19 protein-coding genes are annotated in these 15930 nt (G+C 57.6%); 16 read left to right on the top strand and 3 right to left on the bottom strand.

Annotated elements, in window-relative coordinates; genetic code table 11:
* Nucleotides 1-22: 22 nt before the first annotated feature.
* Nucleotides 23-304, bottom strand: a complete 282-nt coding sequence (locus tag AC1D35_RS08295) for a YiaA/YiaB family inner membrane protein (protein ID WP_113309900.1) — start codon at nucleotides 302-304, stop codon at nucleotides 23-25.
* Nucleotides 305-338: 34 nt separating this feature from the next.
* Entirely contained in the window at nucleotides 339-1025 is a 687-nt protein-coding gene (locus tag AC1D35_RS08290) for a PspA/IM30 family protein (protein WP_477938506.1), read from the bottom strand.
* Between the two features lie 111 nt (nucleotides 1026-1136).
* Between AC1D35_RS08290 and AC1D35_RS08285 the strand changes: the two genes are divergently transcribed.
* Nucleotides 1137-1742 carry a TetR/AcrR family transcriptional regulator gene (locus AC1D35_RS08285; protein ID WP_113309898.1) on the top strand — a complete coding sequence of 202 codons (606 nt, stop codon included), beginning with the start codon at nucleotides 1137-1139 and terminating at the stop codon, nucleotides 1740-1742.
* Nucleotides 1743-1897: 155 nt separating this feature from the next.
* On the top strand, nucleotides 1898-3706 hold the full coding sequence (locus AC1D35_RS08280) for a DUF6538 domain-containing protein (RefSeq protein ID WP_477938505.1): 1809 nt from the start codon (nucleotides 1898-1900) through the stop codon (nucleotides 3704-3706).
* On the opposite strand, the gene AC1D35_RS08275 is transcribed toward AC1D35_RS08280, so the two are convergent.
* The gene (locus AC1D35_RS08275; RefSeq protein ID WP_477938504.1) at nucleotides 3703-4548 is read right to left on the bottom strand and encodes a hypothetical protein; all 846 of its coding nucleotides are present in this window, start codon (nucleotides 4546-4548) and stop codon (nucleotides 3703-3705) included. The two genes, AC1D35_RS08280 and AC1D35_RS08275, sit on opposite strands and share 4 nt — an antisense overlap.
* 173 nt (nucleotides 4549-4721) lie before the next feature.
* Here AC1D35_RS08275 and AC1D35_RS08270 point away from each other — a divergent pair, with 173 nt between their 5' ends.
* From AC1D35_RS08270 to AC1D35_RS08205, 14 genes are read left to right on the top strand one after another with little or no spacing between them, the layout of a single operon-like run.
* Nucleotides 4722-5942 carry a phage portal protein gene (locus AC1D35_RS08270; protein WP_477938503.1) on the top strand — a complete coding sequence of 407 codons (1221 nt, stop codon included), beginning with the start codon at nucleotides 4722-4724 and terminating at the stop codon, nucleotides 5940-5942.
* Complete coding sequence (locus tag AC1D35_RS08265) at nucleotides 5939-6277, top strand: gene transfer agent family protein (RefSeq protein WP_477938502.1); 339 nt, start codon at nucleotides 5939-5941, stop codon at nucleotides 6275-6277. The genes AC1D35_RS08270 and AC1D35_RS08265 overlap by 4 nt, the downstream gene beginning before the upstream one ends.
* Nucleotides 6274-7809, top strand: coding sequence for a phage major capsid protein (locus tag AC1D35_RS08260; protein WP_477938501.1), 1536 nt, complete (start codon nucleotides 6274-6276; stop codon nucleotides 7807-7809). The genes AC1D35_RS08265 and AC1D35_RS08260 overlap by 4 nt, the downstream gene beginning before the upstream one ends.
* A gap of 3 nt (nucleotides 7810-7812) precedes the next feature.
* A complete protein-coding gene (locus AC1D35_RS08255) occupies nucleotides 7813-8412 on the top strand; it encodes a phage tail assembly chaperone (RefSeq protein WP_477938500.1) in 600 nt (199 codons plus the stop codon).
* On the top strand, nucleotides 8409-8765 hold the full coding sequence (locus tag AC1D35_RS08250; protein WP_477938499.1) for an HNH endonuclease: 357 nt from the start codon (nucleotides 8409-8411) through the stop codon (nucleotides 8763-8765). Before AC1D35_RS08255 ends, AC1D35_RS08250 begins: the two co-directional genes overlap by 4 nt.
* Nucleotides 8762-9055: a hypothetical protein gene (locus AC1D35_RS08245; protein ID WP_477938498.1), complete on the top strand. Its 294-nt coding sequence runs from the start codon at nucleotides 8762-8764 to the stop codon at nucleotides 9053-9055. Before AC1D35_RS08250 ends, AC1D35_RS08245 begins: the two co-directional genes overlap by 4 nt.
* Nucleotides 9055-9534, top strand: coding sequence for a hypothetical protein (locus tag AC1D35_RS08240; RefSeq protein ID WP_477938497.1), 480 nt, complete (start codon nucleotides 9055-9057; stop codon nucleotides 9532-9534). Before AC1D35_RS08245 ends, AC1D35_RS08240 begins: the two co-directional genes overlap by 1 nt.
* The gene (locus tag AC1D35_RS08235) at nucleotides 9531-9833 is read left to right on the top strand and encodes a head-tail connector protein (protein ID WP_477938496.1); all 303 of its coding nucleotides are present in this window, start codon (nucleotides 9531-9533) and stop codon (nucleotides 9831-9833) included. The genes AC1D35_RS08240 and AC1D35_RS08235 overlap by 4 nt, the downstream gene beginning before the upstream one ends.
* Nucleotides 9823-10248, top strand: coding sequence for an HK97-gp10 family putative phage morphogenesis protein (locus AC1D35_RS08230; protein WP_477938495.1), 426 nt, complete (start codon nucleotides 9823-9825; stop codon nucleotides 10246-10248). Before AC1D35_RS08235 ends, AC1D35_RS08230 begins: the two co-directional genes overlap by 11 nt.
* Nucleotides 10241-10657: a DUF3168 domain-containing protein gene (locus tag AC1D35_RS08225; RefSeq protein ID WP_477938494.1), complete on the top strand. Its 417-nt coding sequence runs from the start codon at nucleotides 10241-10243 to the stop codon at nucleotides 10655-10657. Before AC1D35_RS08230 ends, AC1D35_RS08225 begins: the two co-directional genes overlap by 8 nt.
* 1 nt (nucleotide 10658) lies before the next feature.
* Nucleotides 10659-10976, top strand: a complete 318-nt coding sequence (locus AC1D35_RS08220; RefSeq protein ID WP_477938493.1) for a phage head closure protein — start codon at nucleotides 10659-10661, stop codon at nucleotides 10974-10976.
* Nucleotides 10973-11359 (top strand): P27 family phage terminase small subunit, encoded by a 387-nt coding sequence (locus AC1D35_RS08215; protein WP_477938492.1) that lies wholly within the window; start codon nucleotides 10973-10975, stop codon nucleotides 11357-11359. Before AC1D35_RS08220 ends, AC1D35_RS08215 begins: the two co-directional genes overlap by 4 nt.
* Nucleotides 11359-12999 carry a terminase large subunit gene (locus AC1D35_RS08210; protein WP_477938491.1) on the top strand — a complete coding sequence of 547 codons (1641 nt, stop codon included), beginning with the start codon at nucleotides 11359-11361 and terminating at the stop codon, nucleotides 12997-12999. Before AC1D35_RS08215 ends, AC1D35_RS08210 begins: the two co-directional genes overlap by 1 nt.
* 11 nt (nucleotides 13000-13010) lie before the next feature.
* On the top strand, nucleotides 13011-15752 hold the full coding sequence (locus AC1D35_RS08205) for a D-alanyl-D-alanine carboxypeptidase family protein (RefSeq protein WP_477938490.1): 2742 nt from the start codon (nucleotides 13011-13013) through the stop codon (nucleotides 15750-15752).
* Nucleotides 15753-15930: the final 178 nt, after the last annotated feature.

Here is a 15930-nt window from a genome sequence, read left to right as displayed (position 1 = left end):
TCTATGGTGTAGTTAACGAAGATCAATCTTCACCGTTACGATTGAACTTGACGAGCAGCTTCTCCGTGCGAGCGTCTTCGACCTTGCGGATCAGCTTCTCGGATTCGGCATTGTCGCGCAGTGTCTTGGTGATGTTCACCGTCGTCTGCATCAGCATCAGAATGCCCATGGCCAGATAGCCTTTTCCCCAGAGATCGAGCGGCATCATATAGAGGCCGAGGGCCAGCATGAAGGCTGCTGCACCGAAAGAGATGTAGGAGAAGCTGACCCAACTGGCGGAATGTTTCTGGAAACTGTCGTTCATTGTCGTGATTCCCTCAGGTTTGATGGCGTTGACTTTAAGCGGCGGGATTGATGCGGCTGCGCAGACGGGCGAGCACATCATCGGCGGAGGAGCRCAAAGGCGCGCCGCATCCGGCATTGGCAAGCTTCTCGATGATCCCAGCGGGACGTGTGGAGGTCTCCATCTCCTTCATGGCCGAGGCTGTCAGTTCATTCTGCTTCTGGCGGATGCGAAGGCGCGCAAGGGTCTCCTCCGCATCGTCAAGCGTCGCAAAACCTGGACCGGCCACGGTGACATCAAGCTTCTGCGCCTCTTCGGTGGCGCGGGCCAGGCGCTCGCCACGCTGCAGTTCCTGCAGCCGCGTTTCCGAGACGCGGACAATTCCCTTCAGTTTGTCGATTGCGGTCGTAAACTGAGCCTGGGCCTTTTCGGATTGATCGCGCTCGGCCTCGAGATAGGCGATCGCTTCGGCCGCCTCCCGGGCCAGTGCTTCATTGCCCTTGGCGAGCGCCGCGGAAGCGCGGGTTTCGAGATCGTCGATCCGGGAGACAATCATTGCATGCTGGATCCGCTCCTGCTCGTTCTGGGCAATGGCGATCGCTACGCTGCGACGGGCCGACTGGATCGATTGCGCTGCATCGCGAATCTGCTGAGCGAGAAGAGGTACGGCGTTGCGGTCAGCAAAGGCCTGTTCGGCATCATGGGCCCTGCCCCGCAGCAATGTCGAAATCAGTTTGAACATTTCCTTCCTCCGGTTTATGAACGTTGTTCACGAGTTGAATTATGGCAGAATCATGAACGGTGTTCAAGAATAATTTTGAACACCGTTCATGGAATCGAAGCGAGATGGTTAATGGCCGGCAAAAGAGAAGAAAAACGCGAGGATCTGAAGACACGGCTGATCGATGCGGCGCGAAACCGGATTGCCGAGGAGGGGCTCGCCAATCTCAGGGCGCGCGACATCACACAGGATGCCGGGTGTGCGCTCGGTGGGCTCTATACGGTCTTCGCCGATCTCTCCGAACTCGTCATCCACGTGAACTCCACAACGCTAAAGGCGCTGGAGGCAAGGCTGACGCTACCCGAAACCAGAGACACGACGCCGACAGACCGGCTGCGTAAGCTGGCGCAGGGATATTTAAGTTTCGCGGTCGAAAACCGAAATCTCTGGAAGGCGCTGTTCGACCACTTTCCGCCCGAAACCAGCCCGACGCCGCAATGGCATCTCGACGAGCATCTCTTTTTGATGAATGTGATTGCCGAACCGCTTGCCGAACTGCAACCCGATATGCCTGCGGAAGACAGGGCCATCCGCGCCCGCACCCTGTTCGGTGCCGTTCACGGTGTTGTCAGCATCAGCCTCGAAGGCCGCTTCGTCGGCTTGCCGCCCGAGCGCCTTGCACGGGAGGTGGACGAGCTTGTGCAGACTATTGCCGCGGGTGCAGCTTCGAGGAGATGACTCACGGATTGTCCGGAAGATGTGGCTGGGGCGCCTGGAACAAAATCCAAGTTTATTTAGCGCCTTAATTTCATTTACTTATTTGTTTTTATTGACGTATTTTTTTAGGACTGTTACGGAATGGTGTTACGGAGCACTGTTACGGAACCCCTGAAATGGCACGCCTAACCTACCTTGAACGACGCAACGGCACCTATTACGCCCGTATTGATATTCCGGCCGATTTGGTCGCGCATATCGGCAGCGAAGTGCGGAAGAAGTCTCTCCGCACGAAGGATGAGAACGAGGCARAGAGACGCCTATGGCCGGTGATTGAGGCATGGCGCGCAGAATTCGACGATATAAATTCTCGGCGCGAGATCACCGACGACGACAAGGCTGTTGCGGTTTGGCAGCACTACGAGGCGACGCTTCAGCGCGACGACGAAAAGCGTCGCTCTATGCCCTCGCATGCCGATATTCAGGCGGAAGAAGACAAGGTTTGGCGTAAGATCGAACGCAGAGAAATATACTCCGCTGATTTCATAGGCATGATCAATGCGCATGCCGATCTTGAAATCATGCTTAGAGCTCGCGGCGACGATGCTAACTACAGAACTCGCCGGTTAGCCGCATTGAAGCGGGATATAGTCTCCGGTGAAACGAGGCTCATAGAGCTTGCGGTAGACAGCTTCATCGCCAAGAACCGCCTCTTAATCGATAAACCATCCGACGATTATTATGAGCTATGCGCTCTGTTGATGCGCGCCGAAATCGAGGGGATCGAGCGCACGCTTGAACGCGACCAGGGTAACTATTCGGGCGTCCCTGCTGATCCCATCGTGAAGCCTGCCGTCGGGAAAGTGCGCGAGACAGCGGCAGCCGGCGAAGGCATTCTGGAACTGTTCGGGAATTACGCCCGCGAAAATCCGAAGAGCATTACAGCAGATACGCTTGCACAGGCCCGCCGCGACATTGGAACTTTCGTTGATTATGCCGGGAGCACCTACCCCGTCCATCGGATCGACAAGAAGGTAATTCGCGAGTGGAAAGCGTTGTTGATGAGATATCCGGTCAAAGCGACGGAGACGAAGGCTTTCGCCGGTATGAAGATTGTGCAGATTGTGAAGCACAATGAAATCGTAKGGAAGCCGGTTTTGACGCCGCGCACCGTCAACCGCTACCTTTCCAGTCTCGGCGCGTTCTGCAACTGGCTTGTGTCGCACGGCTACCTTGAGAACAATCCGACTGAAGGGATGTCCCTGGCGAAGGACAAGAAGAAAAAGGTCTTCCCTTTCACGACCGACCAAATGAACGTGCTGTTCAAGTCTCCCTTGTTCACGGGATGCCAGAGCGACGAAGCGCCTCGCTTCTGGCACAAGCCCGGCAACGTTCTTATTCGCGATCACCGCTATTGGGTTCCGCTGGTAATGCTCTATTCCGGCGCACGTCCGGCAGAGATCGCGCAGCTTGCCATTTCAGACGTCCGGCAGGAGCACGGGCATTGGATAATGGATATCACCGAAACCAGCGACGATGATGACGTGGACAGCGGCAAGAGCGTGAAAACCGAAGGTTCAAGGCGCGTCGTTCCTATTCATTCCGAGCTCATCAAATTTGGTTTCCTCGAATACCGTGCCGACATGCAAGAAGCAGGACAATCTCGCCTATTCCCGCTTGCCGAACGGAACTCGCGCGGCCAAATGATCGCTGATTACAGTCGCGAGTTTGGCCGCTACCTTACCCGAATTGGCATCAAGAACGGGCGCGGCCTATCCCTCTATTCTTTCCGGCATGGCGCTTTCGACGCGGTGCGCCGTGCCGGCTATTTGGATGAGCAATTCAATTTCATCTTCGGCCACGTTAGCGGAAACAAAGTGACGCGCGGTTACGGGGTTCTTGCACAAGGTATGCTTGAGCAGCGCGTGGAACTCGTTAACACCATAGCCTACTCCGGGCTCAAGCTAAGCCACCTTGAACCTTAGATGTTAACGGCGCTACGTCCCAGGCGTCTGTCACGCGCTTCGACATGCCCCTGCAGGTGGGACATCCTGTTGCTGCCTACAATCATTCGGCAGTAGTTATCCAGCAGCGGAGTTAGCTTACTTCTCTTCCAGGATACTCGGCTGTGGTATGGAATTGAATCAACTAGTTCTTCTGCACTGTAAATGAATATGAAGACTTCCTCGAATATTTCATCACCCACGAGTTTCAGTCCTACCGCCTTTCCAGCAAGTATTGAATTGGTGTGCTCCCACTGCGTGTAGACATAGCGTTCGTTGCTGCCTAGCTTAACTTCGCAAAATAGGTATCCGGGAAGAAGATCTCGCTGATAAAACACGCTTTCGCGAGATTCACGCGAATGCTCAACATAGCGAGACATCAATGTCATAAACGAGGCTAGATGAGCGTCTGCTTTTCGCGCATTGGCCTCGTCGTCTAAAAGTGAGGTCTGCATCGCCACGTATTCGGCTTGACGTCTCGCCTCTTTAGCTTGTTCCTCCATAACCGCGCGGTTGAGCTCGAATTCCTTTCTTGTCAATGCAAGCTCAACTCGTTGCTCCCGCAATTCGTCTGACTGAATCCATACTGTGACTACCAGCCAAACAAATGCTATGGGCGCAAATACGCCCGCTAAGTAGTCGCCCCATTCACTCGCAGTTAAACAGGCAAATGTTCCTTTGCAACTCAGATCGTCCATGGGTGGATGAGCAAAATATCCAATCCACGCAGCGGCGATCAACCAAAGCGCCGTTGCACCCCCGCAAATCAAAAGCTTGCCAGTCGCACCCTTGATCGGACGTTCATTGTTCGCGTCATTAGTCATTACGCCGCCATCTGCCGGTGAATTTGCCCTAGGCGTTTATAACGAGATTCGGTTGCTGAGCACACGTGCGAATGAAAGATTTATTTCCTATTATAGGAATTTGCTCCTATTAAGGATTCACATTAGGTTCGGAGCGTGAGACAATAGTTCCCAGATCGAATTGGGAACCTTGAATGAGTATCGCCTCTGCTATCTCAAATGCTTTTGGCTTCCGCCAAGAACAAAAGGCGTATTCGCTTAATAGTCCCGAATTCGCTGACCTGATTGGCTTCCGTCCGATTTATTCCGGCGTCAACATTGCCGGGCGATCGGCGCTATATGTCCCCGCTGTTCTTCAAGCTGTCCGTTTAATCTCCGAAACCATCGGTTCTCTTCCTTGCAAGGTCTATCAGGAAACCGCTACCGGCAAACTCCCGGCTAAAGATCATTCCGCTTATCGCATCGTTCACAAGCGTGCCAATGAATGGACCGGCGCGGGCGAGCTTCGCACCGTTCTAACCGCCGACGCCCTTATCCACGGTAACGGCTATGCCCGCGTCGTGCGCTTCGAAGATGGGCGGCCTTTCGAGCTACATCGCCTGAAGCCCGGCAAGACGACAGTGCTTGAGGCACCGCTTACCGGCGCGCCGGTCTATCGTGTTTCCGAAGAAGGTGGCACTCGCGACTACCCGCACACCGAAATCCTGCACGTTCCCTCCTTTCTCGGCGTCTCGCCAATCTCGCTCGGCAAGGAAGCTATCGGCCTTGCGTCGATCCTTGAGCGCCACGGCGCGCAGTTCTTCGGTTCCGGCGCCCGCCCGACCGGTATCATTTCGAACGACAAGCCGCAGGGCGGCGAAGCTGGCGCGCAGGCGGTCGGCAACATCCGCAAGTCCTTCCGCGAGTGGCAGAAGGGTGGTTCTGGCGATCCGCTCATTCTTGATGCCGGCTGGAAGTATGATCAGCCAGCCATGACCTCGACCGATGCGCAGTTCCTTGAGCATCGGCTTGAACAGGTCCGCGAAATCGCCCGCATCTTCGGCGTGCCGCCGACCATGCTTTTCGAACTGACACGGGGAACGTGGTCGAACACCGAACAGATGGGCGCACAGTTCCTACAGCTTTGCCTTCGCCCGTGGCTGGACCGTTGGACGGACGCCATGACGACAGTCCTTCTCAGCGAGGACGAACAAGACGACCATTATTTTGAGTTTGTCACTGACGACCTGATGCGCGCCGATGCAGCAAGCCGCACCGCGAACATGACCGCGCTCGTGACAAACCGCATCATGACCCCGAACGAAGTCCGGGCGATCCTCAACATGCCGCCGCTTCCCGGTGGCGATGAACTTACCAATCCGCACACCACCAGCAATGCCGCGCCGGCCACGGTGTCGGTGAAGGATGCAGCATGACACAGCACACCGCGTTCTTTGGTGACGGCCAAAAGGTCTTCGCTTTTCCAAATCGCGAACTTATCGAGGAACTTGAGCGCAAGACCGGCGTGGGTGTCGGCGCTCTTTTTCGGCGCTTTCGCACTTCCGATTACTCGTTGTCCGACGTGCTTCAAGTTATCCGGCTCGGGCTCATCGGGGGCGGTATCTCTCCGGTCGAAGCTGATCAGCTTGTGACCGTCTATGGCGTCGGGCGTCCGCTCGGGGAAATCTTTTCCGTAGCCGATGGCGTCATTTCCTCGCTGTTCTTCGGCAATGATGACGCCCAGGGGGAAGACGGACAGGTGGCCGAATGACCGACCGCCTCGAAATCAAAGCCGCGCTAACCGTTGACGATGCCGGCACCATCACCGGCATTGCATGGCCCTTCGGCTCCCCGGATCGCGTCGGCGACGTGATCGAAAAGGGAGCCATCGCTTCCCCGGAAGTCCTGCCGATGCTGTTCGCTCACGATCAAGCGCAGGTGATCGGCGTTTGGGATGAAATCAGCGAAACGCCTGACGGCCTCACGGTGAAAGGTCGCTTGCTCGTGGATGACGTTGAGCGCGCCCGCGAAGTCCGCGCCATGATCCGTAACAAGGCCGTGTCCGGCCTCTCAATCGGTTTTCGCACGAAGGCTGCCAAGCCCCGCCAGCGCGGGCGGACGATTACAGCCCTCGACCTTCACGAAATCTCAGTTGTCGCCGTTCCCAGCCATCCCGGCGCGCAAATCACGTCACTAAAGGCCGCCGATGGCGCGGCAGGAAACAAGGAACCCAAGTTGGAAAACGAAGAACTCGAAACTAAGAATGATCCGGTGATCTCGCCGGAAGACCTGAAGGCACTCAAGGCCGATATCGCCACGATCAAGGCGAAGCTCAATCGCCCGACCGCAGCAAACAACAATCATCCGGCAGCGGAAAACGACAACGACCTTGAGAAGAAGGCGTTCGCCGACTACCTCCGCACCGGCGAAATCGACAAGAAAGCTCTGACTGTCGGCGCTGATGAACTGACCGGCTACATTCTCGCGCCGGAAGAAACAAGCAACGAATTTATCCGCAACCTCATCGAATTTTCGCCTGTTCGCGGGCTCGTGGACGTGAAGCCGGCCTCCTCACATACCGTCATTCTGCCGAAGCGTCTGTCGGTCACGAACGCGAAGTGGAAGGGCGAAGCTACCGCATCTGAAGCATCCGAGCCGAGCTTCGGCGACATGGAAATCAGCGTCAAGGAACTGACGACCCATGTCGATCTCAGTCGCTGGATGATCGAAGACGCCAGCGCCGACGTTGTCGGCGAAGTCAATCTCGCCCTCGCCGAAGATTTCGGCCAGAAGGAGAGTAAGGCTTTCGTCGGCGTGTCAGACGCTGCCGCGCCATCTGGCTTCATGAACGAAGCTGCAGTCGCGAACGCCCTGAACGGCCACGCAACCAACCTGTCAGCCGATGCGCTTATCAAACTGATGTATTCGCTTCCGGCCGTTTATCGCAACCGGGGAACGTGGGCTATGAACGGCACCACGCTTGCCGTCATCCGGACCTTGAAAGACGGAGCCGGCAACTACCTTTGGCAACCCTCGTATCAGGCAGGCCAGCCGGAAACGATCCTCGGTCGCCCGGTTGTCGAGCTTGTCGACATGCCGGACGTCGCCGCAAATGCTTTCCCAATCATCTTCGGCGACTTCAAAGCCKGTTATCGCATCTACGACCGTGTGAACTTCGGCGTGGAAGCAAATCCGTGGCTTCTTAAGACTGAAGGTCTCGTTCGCTTTCATGCTCGCCGTCGCGTTGGTGCGGGCGTTGTTCGCCCGGCCGCGTTCCGCAAGCTGAAGATGGCGACGTCGTAATCCATGAACTACCAGCGGCCCGCATATGAACAGGTGATGATTGCGCACGGTGGCAGCACCGTGACGCTTCGCCCATCATTGCGGGCGGCTGTGACTCTTGAAGCCCGTTACGGCTTCCCATCGCTGTTCCGGGCGCTGGACGATCTCAACCTTACGATCATTTCCGAAATCATCCTTGCTGCTTGTTCCCGGCGCGAGGATGCAGCGGCCTTCCTCCTCCCGATCTTGGGAAGGCCGCTTTTCCCGTTCCTCATCGCCGTTCGCCAGCCGCTCGCGCAACTCGTTTCAATGCTGACGCCGGCACCCGATCCGAAGGCCAAACCCTCAACCGGCAGCGGCATTCCATGGTCTGAGTTCTATCGTGGTCTCTATCGGGCCGCGACTGGCGGGCTCGGCTGGACGCCAGAGGCCACATGGAATGCCACACCCACCGAGATAGACGAAGCTCTAATTGGCAGATTTGGTGCTGGCGAAGACAAGCGGACAAGAGCCGCGCCCGACCCCGAGCAAGCCGCGCGCGATGTCGCCCAAGGCCGCGACCCCGAATTTAACCGAGCTGGCGTCGAAGCCTTGAGAGGCAGCATTTTGAGGACTGGCCGATGAGCAAGCCGTCCCGCATCTGCTCATGTGGCCGCATCGTGCCACACAAAGAAATCTGTGAATGTCGCCGGCAGGAAACGCGCGGGCGCAACCGTCGCCATGATGCTCGCCGACCTTCCGCCCGCGCCCGTGGCTATGATCACGAATGGCGAAAAGCTCGCCTCGAATATCTTGCCATGCACCCCCATTGCCGTGAGTGCAGCAAACTAGGCGTTACCCGCCTCGCATCCGTCGTGGATCACGTCATTCCGCACCGTGGCGACAAGAACCTGTTTTGGCACCGCGCCAATTGGCAACCCCTCTGCAAACCCTGCCACGACTGCGTGAAGCAGCGACTTGAAAGGCCGATCCCATGAGTATGATGGAAAAGATTACCCTCGAACCCGGCGTGTGGACGCTCGCCATAGTTTTCGATAGCATCCAAGTTACCAGCGCCAAAGCCATTCGGCTTACGATAGGGGAACCCACGCAGACTATTGATGGGCACGCTATCAGAGTCAAACCCGACCTGGACGCACCTTACTTCAAGTCGCAAGGCTACGATCCGCAGGTTATCGATTTGAAGCAGTGGGGCCTCTCCTCCAATGAGGCTAACGTCTACCTTATGCCGGATGATGATCAGCCGGTTGATGTCGTGGTGCTCTAATGACACCAAAGACGATCCTCGCGCACGCCAGCATTGAACAGCCTATTACCGAATGGGCTTTGGACTACGGCATTACACCCGCCATTATCATCGCGCGGCTTGAGCGTGGCGAGACAGTAGCCGACGCGATCACGACACCTATGACCGTTACGCACAGCGGTCAGCAGCTGCCCATTTTTCATCGAAAGCAACGGCTTCCGAAGCTTAGGAAGCTCAAGCCGCGCGCCCTCTACACATTCGATAATCACACTATGAATATCGCCCAATGGGCACGGCATACCGGTATCCAGTCTGCAACATTGCGGACCCGGATCGCGGCCGGCTGGCCGCTCGAACGCGCGCTTACCGCAAAAGCCACCACAATCAACAGCCGGCGTGGGCGGGGGGTGGTCGAAGACTTTCCGACCTCAAAGGGGACCGGCGCGGGGAGCACCGCGCAAGAGTCGTCGAATATAACTTTTTCGGGGAGCGACGCATGAGCGCGGTGACGATCGACCTCGCCAAGGCTCACATGAAGGTGGATGGAACCGCCGAAGATGAGCTTATTTCCCTGTATCTTGAGGCCGCAGAGACGTGGTGCGGGAACTACATCGGCAAACCTGTTGCCGATCTCGAACCCGTTCCGGCAGACGTGAAAATCGCGATTTTGCGGCTCGTTTCCTTCTATTTCGAGTGCAGAAACATCGCGACTTTCGGCCTATCGATGCAACTTGCGCCGCATGGCGTGACCTCGATCCTCGATAGCTACCGCGAAAAGTGGTTCACCGATGGCGAGTAACGACGGCCTCGACGGCCTCATGAGCGCGTTTGACCGCGTGAAGAAGGCACCACGTCAACAGATCGCTAGGGCTCTAGAGGCATCGGCAAGCGAACTTGCGGATGCACAGAAGCACCTTGCGCCGAAAGATACGCACGCCCTTGCGAACAGCATCACCGTGACCGGTCCCGGCGAGGCCACCCCGGCATATAGCCAACCGGGCGGCTCTCGCGTGGCCGGCGCAACAGAAGTCATCGTGACAGCCGGTAACACCGACGTTCGTTATGCGCACCTTGTCGAATACGGCACCAGCACGACGGAAGCCCAGCCGTTCTTTTGGCCGGCCCTTCGACTTCTCCGCAAACGTCTTCAGCAACGAATTGACCGCGCCGGCAGAAAGGCCGTGCGAGATGCATGGAATGGAAAGAATGTTTGAACCGACGCTCGCCCTACAGACCGCAATCCGCGCAGCGCTCGTGGACTCGCCAGCCGTGACCGACCTTGTTCCGGCTGATCATATCCGTTCCGGCTCGACCCGCCCCGACAAAACGCCTTGCGTTATTATGAATGACGGCAACACCTCTTTGCACGGCCACGACTACACTAGCCAGCGCGTCGCGTGGGTTTATCTCGACCTTCATATTTGGACGCTGGACGCTGGACCGGATGCGGCAAAGGAGATTGCTGGCGCGGCTATGGCAGCCCTCGACAAGCGAAGTGTTGCGGTCGAAGGCGGCTATTGTGACCACTTCCGCGTTACCGCATCCCGGTTCCCGCGCGATCCCGACCCGTCATATGGTCATGGCGTCTTGTCCGTCGAGGCTCTTATCCGGTGGTTCGTCTGACGTGCTGAATATCGGAAACATGGATCGCCGCATTACTATCGAGCGTGAATCGGAAACGGTGAAGCCGTCCGGTGGCGTCGTGAAGTCGTGGACTTCAGTTGCAACGGTGTGGGCGGAAGTCCTTCAGCAGTCGGCGAGCGAATTCTTCACCGGCTACGGCGAAGCAGAGACGGGCACCGTGATTTTTCGTGTCCGGTATCGCCCTGGCATCACGACTGCCGACCGCGTGAATTGTAACGGCACGTCCTATGGCCTCACGGAAATCAAGGAACTCGGCAGGCGTGACGCGCTGGAACTTCGCGGCGAGGCCCTGAAGTGACGCACCTTCGCGGTGTGAAGCCGACCATCGAACGCGACAGCAACGCACTGGTGAAGGCACCGGCAGCACCAAAACAGCTTTCCGCCTATGCGCGCGCCGAATGGAAGCGGATCATGCCCGGCCTGATCGAACGCGGTATCATCACCCGTGGCGATCTCGGAGGCATCGAAGATTTGTGCATGGCGCGCGGCTTCGCCCGTGAGGTTGAGGACGCCCGTCGCGCCGCCCCGATGGATAAGGTCCTGTTTGGGATGCAGAACCGCGCCTTGCAGACGGCCCGGCAGCTTGCAGCCGAATATGGCTTGTCGCCGACCAGCCGCGCCCGTGTCGGTAGCGCCGCGACGGATGATGACGACAGCGACAACCCGCTCATGGTGCGCTGATGAGCAAGAGCGCCTTTCCGGCATGGGTTTTCGATAACAGCTTGATTGATGATCCGCTCGGCCACGGCGACCGTGCCGTGCGTTTTCTTCGGGCTTTGCGCCACCCGGCCAGCACTGCACCGAAGCATGGTTTCCAGCTTTACACGCCTTTCGAACGGATGACGCAGCGCATCTATGGGCCGCGCAATCCCGATGGCACCCGCGTCGTGAAGAAGGTGTTCTTGATGCTCGGCCGTGGCAATCGCAAGACCAGCCATGCCGCCGCATGGTCGCTCTTGCACTTGCTCGGCCCTGAAGCTGTCCCGGCCGGACAGGTGATCTTTGCGGCATGTGATCGCGAACAGGCTGGCATCGGCTTTCGCGAGGCCGCGAACATCGTCCGTATGGATCGCCGGCTTGTTGACGCGACGAAGATCAATGACGCCTTTAATTCGGCGAAGCAGATTTTGAACCGGCGGAACGGCGCAACCCTGAAGGCCATTTCCAGCGATGGGAAGGCGCAGCACGGGACCACGCCGAACTTCATCCTAGTTGACGAAATCCACCAGTGGCCGACCCGCGAACTCTGGGAAGCCCTGGACTCAGGCACGACTAAGGTGGCCGACCCGCTCACCATCATCTGCACGACGGCGGGCCGTGGACAGGATAATCTCGGCTTCGAACAGTATGACTATGCTTATAAGGTCGCGACTGGCGAGATTGACGACCCGACCGTATTGCCAATCCTATTTCAGCTTGAATCCTGCGATGATTGGCGCGACGAAGCGATGTGGACGAAGGCTAATCCCGGTCTTCCCTATGGCTTCCCCAACATTATCGGCTTGCGGAACAAGCTAAAGGAAGCGGAAAACAGCCCGCCCGCGCGTTACCAGTTCCAGCAGTTGAACCTTAATATCTGGCAGGCCGCTTCCCGCGATCCGCTCTTTGATATGGCCGTCTATGATGCGGGCCGTGATCCGAATTTCGATCTCGCCGACCTTGAGGGACTTCGATGCTGGCTTGGCGTGGATTTGTCACGCTCTGGTGACTTGACTGCAATCGTTGCCGCCTTCCGGCATGACGATGGCCGGATTTCGGTTCACCCGTGGTTCTTCCTGCCGTCCGAAGGTTTGGAGGACAAGGCCAAGCTTGAGCAGGTTCCTTATCCCCGATGGCGCGATGATGGCCTTTTGACCGTGATCGATGGCCCGGTGATCGAACCGGACGTGATCGCCGACAAAATTATCGACCTTTGCGGCACCTATGACGTGCGCGAAGTCGTCTTTGACCCTTCGCTTGCCGGCCCGCTCATGTCGAAGCTCATGGATCACGGCATCACAGTGCTTCAGCTTCCGCAGACTGCGAAGCACATGCACGGCCCGATTTGCGACCTTGAGCGCATCGTGAATGGTCGCCGTATCCGGCACGGCGCGCACCCGATCCTTCGCAATCACTTCGAAAGCGTCGTCGTGAAGCGCGCCACCAATGCCGGCGAGTTGACCACGATGCATAAGGGCACCCGCCACAGCAATCATATCGACGGCGCTATCGCGTCCGCGCTTTCCGTTTTCCGGGCAGCGGCGAACGACAACCAGCGCTCAATTTTCGACCGTGACCCCGATGAATTCGACCAGCTTCACGATGAAGCTGAAGCAGCATAAGGAATAGTAGCATGAGTGACGAACAGCGCCTTTTGGTGACTTTTGAAGCCCGTCTGAACAAGTATGAGCGCGACCTTGAGCGCTCTAAGGGCAAGAGCCGCACCAATTTCCGCGCGATCCAGAAGGAGGCGGAAAACGCAGGCGCTGGTATCGAGAAAGCCATGAACGGCGCGCTTGGAACGCTCGGCAGCTTCGGCAAGGGCTTGCTCGGCGGTATCGCGGGCGGGCTTGCCGTGGGTGGCCTGGACGAAATCATTGGACGCGTCGGCGAGCTCGCGAAGGGTGTTGCTGAAGTCGGCGATAACGCCAAAATGGCCGGCCTTTCCTCCAAATCCTTTCAGGAACTCGGTTTCGTTGCCGAACAAAACCGCATCCCGATCGATGCACTCACAGACGCCATGAAGGAGCTTTCCCTTCGCGCCGATGAATGGATCCAGTCAGGCAGCGGCAGCGGCGCGGAATCATTCCGACGCATGGGCTATAGTGCCGAAGAGCTTGCCCGGAAGCTTCAAGATCCGAAAGAACTCTTGCTGGATATCATTGACCGTATGCAGCAACTCGACAGCGCAGCCCGCATCCGCGTTTTCGATGAGGTGTTCGGTGGACAGGGCGGCGAAAAGTTCGTGCAGCTTATCGATCGCGGCACCGACAGCATTCGCGCGACGATCAAGCAAGCCAATGATCTCGGAATCATTATGGATGAGCAGCTTATCCAGCGCGCGGACGAATTTGACCGCGAATGGTCGAAAGCTGCAAACTCGTTCGGCACCTATTGGAAGGAGGCCTTTCTTAGCCTAGCCTTCCTCGCCGATGATTTCCTCAACCGCTTTAATAAGATTGATGAGCAGACGACCCGCAATGTGCAAACTGCTCTTGTGTCCGCTTATCAGAAGCTCGAAACGGCTAAGACCCGCCTTGCTGAACTCAACGAAGAGAAGGGCGCGTTTCCCGGCGATCCGACTATTGATCTCAACATCGAACGCCAGAAGCAGCTTGTCGAAGAGTTGACCGGCGAGGCCATGAAGCTTCGCGACGTCCTCGACCGGCGCAACGGCTATGGCGAGAATTTCGTTTACAAGGCCGGCGAGGATGCCAAGGGCGCAACGCCTCCTGTGAACAACCTCAACAATGCCCTATCCGGCAGCGGTAGTGCCGCAGCAAAGGCCGTCGCTGGCATCAAGAGCTATTCCGACGCCATCCGCGCCCTGAAGGAAGAGGTGCCGGATTTGGCGAAGTCGCTCGCCGATCTCGATGCCAAGAGCAAGATTGACGCGATCTATCAGAAGGCTATTTCGCAGGCGAGCGGCCAGCGCGAAATCGCCCTGGCTAACGAGATGCGCGGCAAGGCGCTTTCCTCGCTCAATCTCAAGAGCGCGACGGACGACCCGACGACCTACCTTTCGGCGATCCTCGCGAACGGTAAGGGCAAGGACAGCCTAACCGGAATGCAAACGGCGTTTCGCGAGAAGCTGGCGAAGATGATTGCTTCCATGCCCGACGATCTCAAGGGTATGGTCACGGTCAATTCCGGCTTCCGCGATATCGCCCGACAGCAACAGCTTTGGCTAGAAGCCCTAAAGAAGTATGGCTCGCCGGAAGAAGCGCGCAAGTGGGTGGCGCGTCCCGGCAATAGCCAGCACAACAAGGGGAACGCTGCCGACCTTGGCTATTCGAATGACCGCGCCCGTGATTGGGTCCACTCGAACGCCGGCAATTTCGGCCTATCCTTCCCACTTTCCAATGAGAACTGGCATATCGAAGATGCCGACGCGCGCGGGAAGCAAACCGCCGACGAAATCGAGCGATTAACGCAGGCTGCGCAAAAACAAGCCGATGCATATGGTCAAATTACCGCTGGCGCCCGCGAGTATACGGCCCAGCAGGGGACCGAACAGCAGGCACTTGGCATGACCGCGCGACAGGCGGCAGCGCTGCGCTACGAGCAAGAAATGCTCAATGAAGCCCAGCGCGCCGGAATTGCGCTCACGCCACAGCAGAAGCAGGAAATTGCCAGTCTTGCACAGGGCATGGCAGCGGCAGAAACCAGCGTTGACGACTTCCGGCAGAAGCAGGAGCAGGCGCAGGAGACGGCCCATTTCTTCGGCCAATCCATGACCGACGCGCTTACCGGCATCATTGATGGCACCATGACAGCGCAAGAGGCGTTGCAACAGTTCCTCAAGACCTTGCTTCAAGCCAGCCTGCAAGCCTTGCTCATGGGCGAAGGACCTCTTGCCAATCTGTTCGGCACCGCGCCGAAGACGGATAAGCAGAAAGAGGGTGGTGGCGTTGGTTTCGGCGGCCTGTTCGGATCACTGCTCGGCGGATTGTTTGGTTTTGCGGAAGGCGGCTTTACCGGACGTGGTGGAAAGTATGAGCCCGCAGGCGTCGTGCATCGTGGCGAATTCGTCGTGAGCAAGGAAGCCACGCGACGGATTGGCGTCGGTAATTTGGAGGCTATGCATCGTGGCGCGCTTCGCGGCGGGTTCGCAGACGGCGGCTACGTTGGTGACGCACCGGCACTCCGCAGGCCGGATCTACAGCCGGCAAACAGCAATAGCGCGCCTGTCCAGCAGATCAGCATTTCCGCACCGGTGACAGTGACAGGTAGCTCGGGATCGCCAGAGCAGAACGCCGACCTTGCTAAGCAGATTGGCGCCGAAATGGAAGCGACCATGCGAGGCATTGTGATTCGAGAATTGCAGACGCAAATGCGGCCCGGAAATCTTTTGTCTGCCGGCAAGGGCAGATAACGCAAAACGCCGGAAGGGAGTTAGCTTCCGGCGCTCGCAATCAATCTCAACCAACTACGGCGGCCCAGCGCCGCCGCTTTTGATCAATATGATTCTCGCATCCGCAACCGGCGTCGTCAACATAATTAAGTATAGAATCGCTGTCTAACGACCATCTTTAAATGATTCTTAGACAACC

The organism is Rhizobium sp. P1_E6 (assembly GCF_056405875.1).
This window is presented reverse-complemented; position numbering and strand designations above follow the sequence as displayed.

Excerpts from the sequence above, each read along its gene's own strand:
- AC1D35_RS08295 (WP_113309900.1), bottom strand. The coding sequence starts at position 304 with ATGAACGACAGTTTCCAGAAACATTCCGCCAGTTGGGTCAGCTTCTCC.
- AC1D35_RS08285 (WP_113309898.1), top strand. The coding sequence starts at position 1,137 with ATGGCCGGCAAAAGAGAAGAAAAACGCGAGGATCTGAAGACACGGCTG.
- AC1D35_RS08275 (WP_477938504.1), bottom strand. The coding sequence starts at position 4,548 with ATGACTAATGACGCGAACAATGAACGTCCGATCAAGGGTGCGACTGGC.
- AC1D35_RS08270 (WP_477938503.1), top strand. The coding sequence starts at position 4,722 with ATGAGTATCGCCTCTGCTATCTCAAATGCTTTTGGCTTCCGCCAAGAA.
- AC1D35_RS08265 (WP_477938502.1), top strand. The coding sequence starts at position 5,939 with ATGACACAGCACACCGCGTTCTTTGGTGACGGCCAAAAGGTCTTCGCT.
- AC1D35_RS08255 (WP_477938500.1), top strand. The coding sequence starts at position 7,813 with ATGAACTACCAGCGGCCCGCATATGAACAGGTGATGATTGCGCACGGT.
- AC1D35_RS08250 (WP_477938499.1), top strand. The coding sequence starts at position 8,409 with ATGAGCAAGCCGTCCCGCATCTGCTCATGTGGCCGCATCGTGCCACAC.
- AC1D35_RS08245 (WP_477938498.1), top strand. The coding sequence starts at position 8,762 with ATGAGTATGATGGAAAAGATTACCCTCGAACCCGGCGTGTGGACGCTC.
- AC1D35_RS08240 (WP_477938497.1), top strand. The coding sequence starts at position 9,055 with ATGACACCAAAGACGATCCTCGCGCACGCCAGCATTGAACAGCCTATT.
- AC1D35_RS08235 (WP_477938496.1), top strand. The coding sequence starts at position 9,531 with ATGAGCGCGGTGACGATCGACCTCGCCAAGGCTCACATGAAGGTGGAT.
- AC1D35_RS08230 (WP_477938495.1), top strand. The coding sequence starts at position 9,823 with ATGGCGAGTAACGACGGCCTCGACGGCCTCATGAGCGCGTTTGACCGC.
- AC1D35_RS08225 (WP_477938494.1), top strand. The coding sequence starts at position 10,241 with ATGTTTGAACCGACGCTCGCCCTACAGACCGCAATCCGCGCAGCGCTC.
- AC1D35_RS08210 (WP_477938491.1), top strand. The coding sequence starts at position 11,359 with ATGAGCAAGAGCGCCTTTCCGGCATGGGTTTTCGATAACAGCTTGATT.
- AC1D35_RS08205 (WP_477938490.1), top strand. The coding sequence starts at position 13,011 with ATGAGTGACGAACAGCGCCTTTTGGTGACTTTTGAAGCCCGTCTGAAC.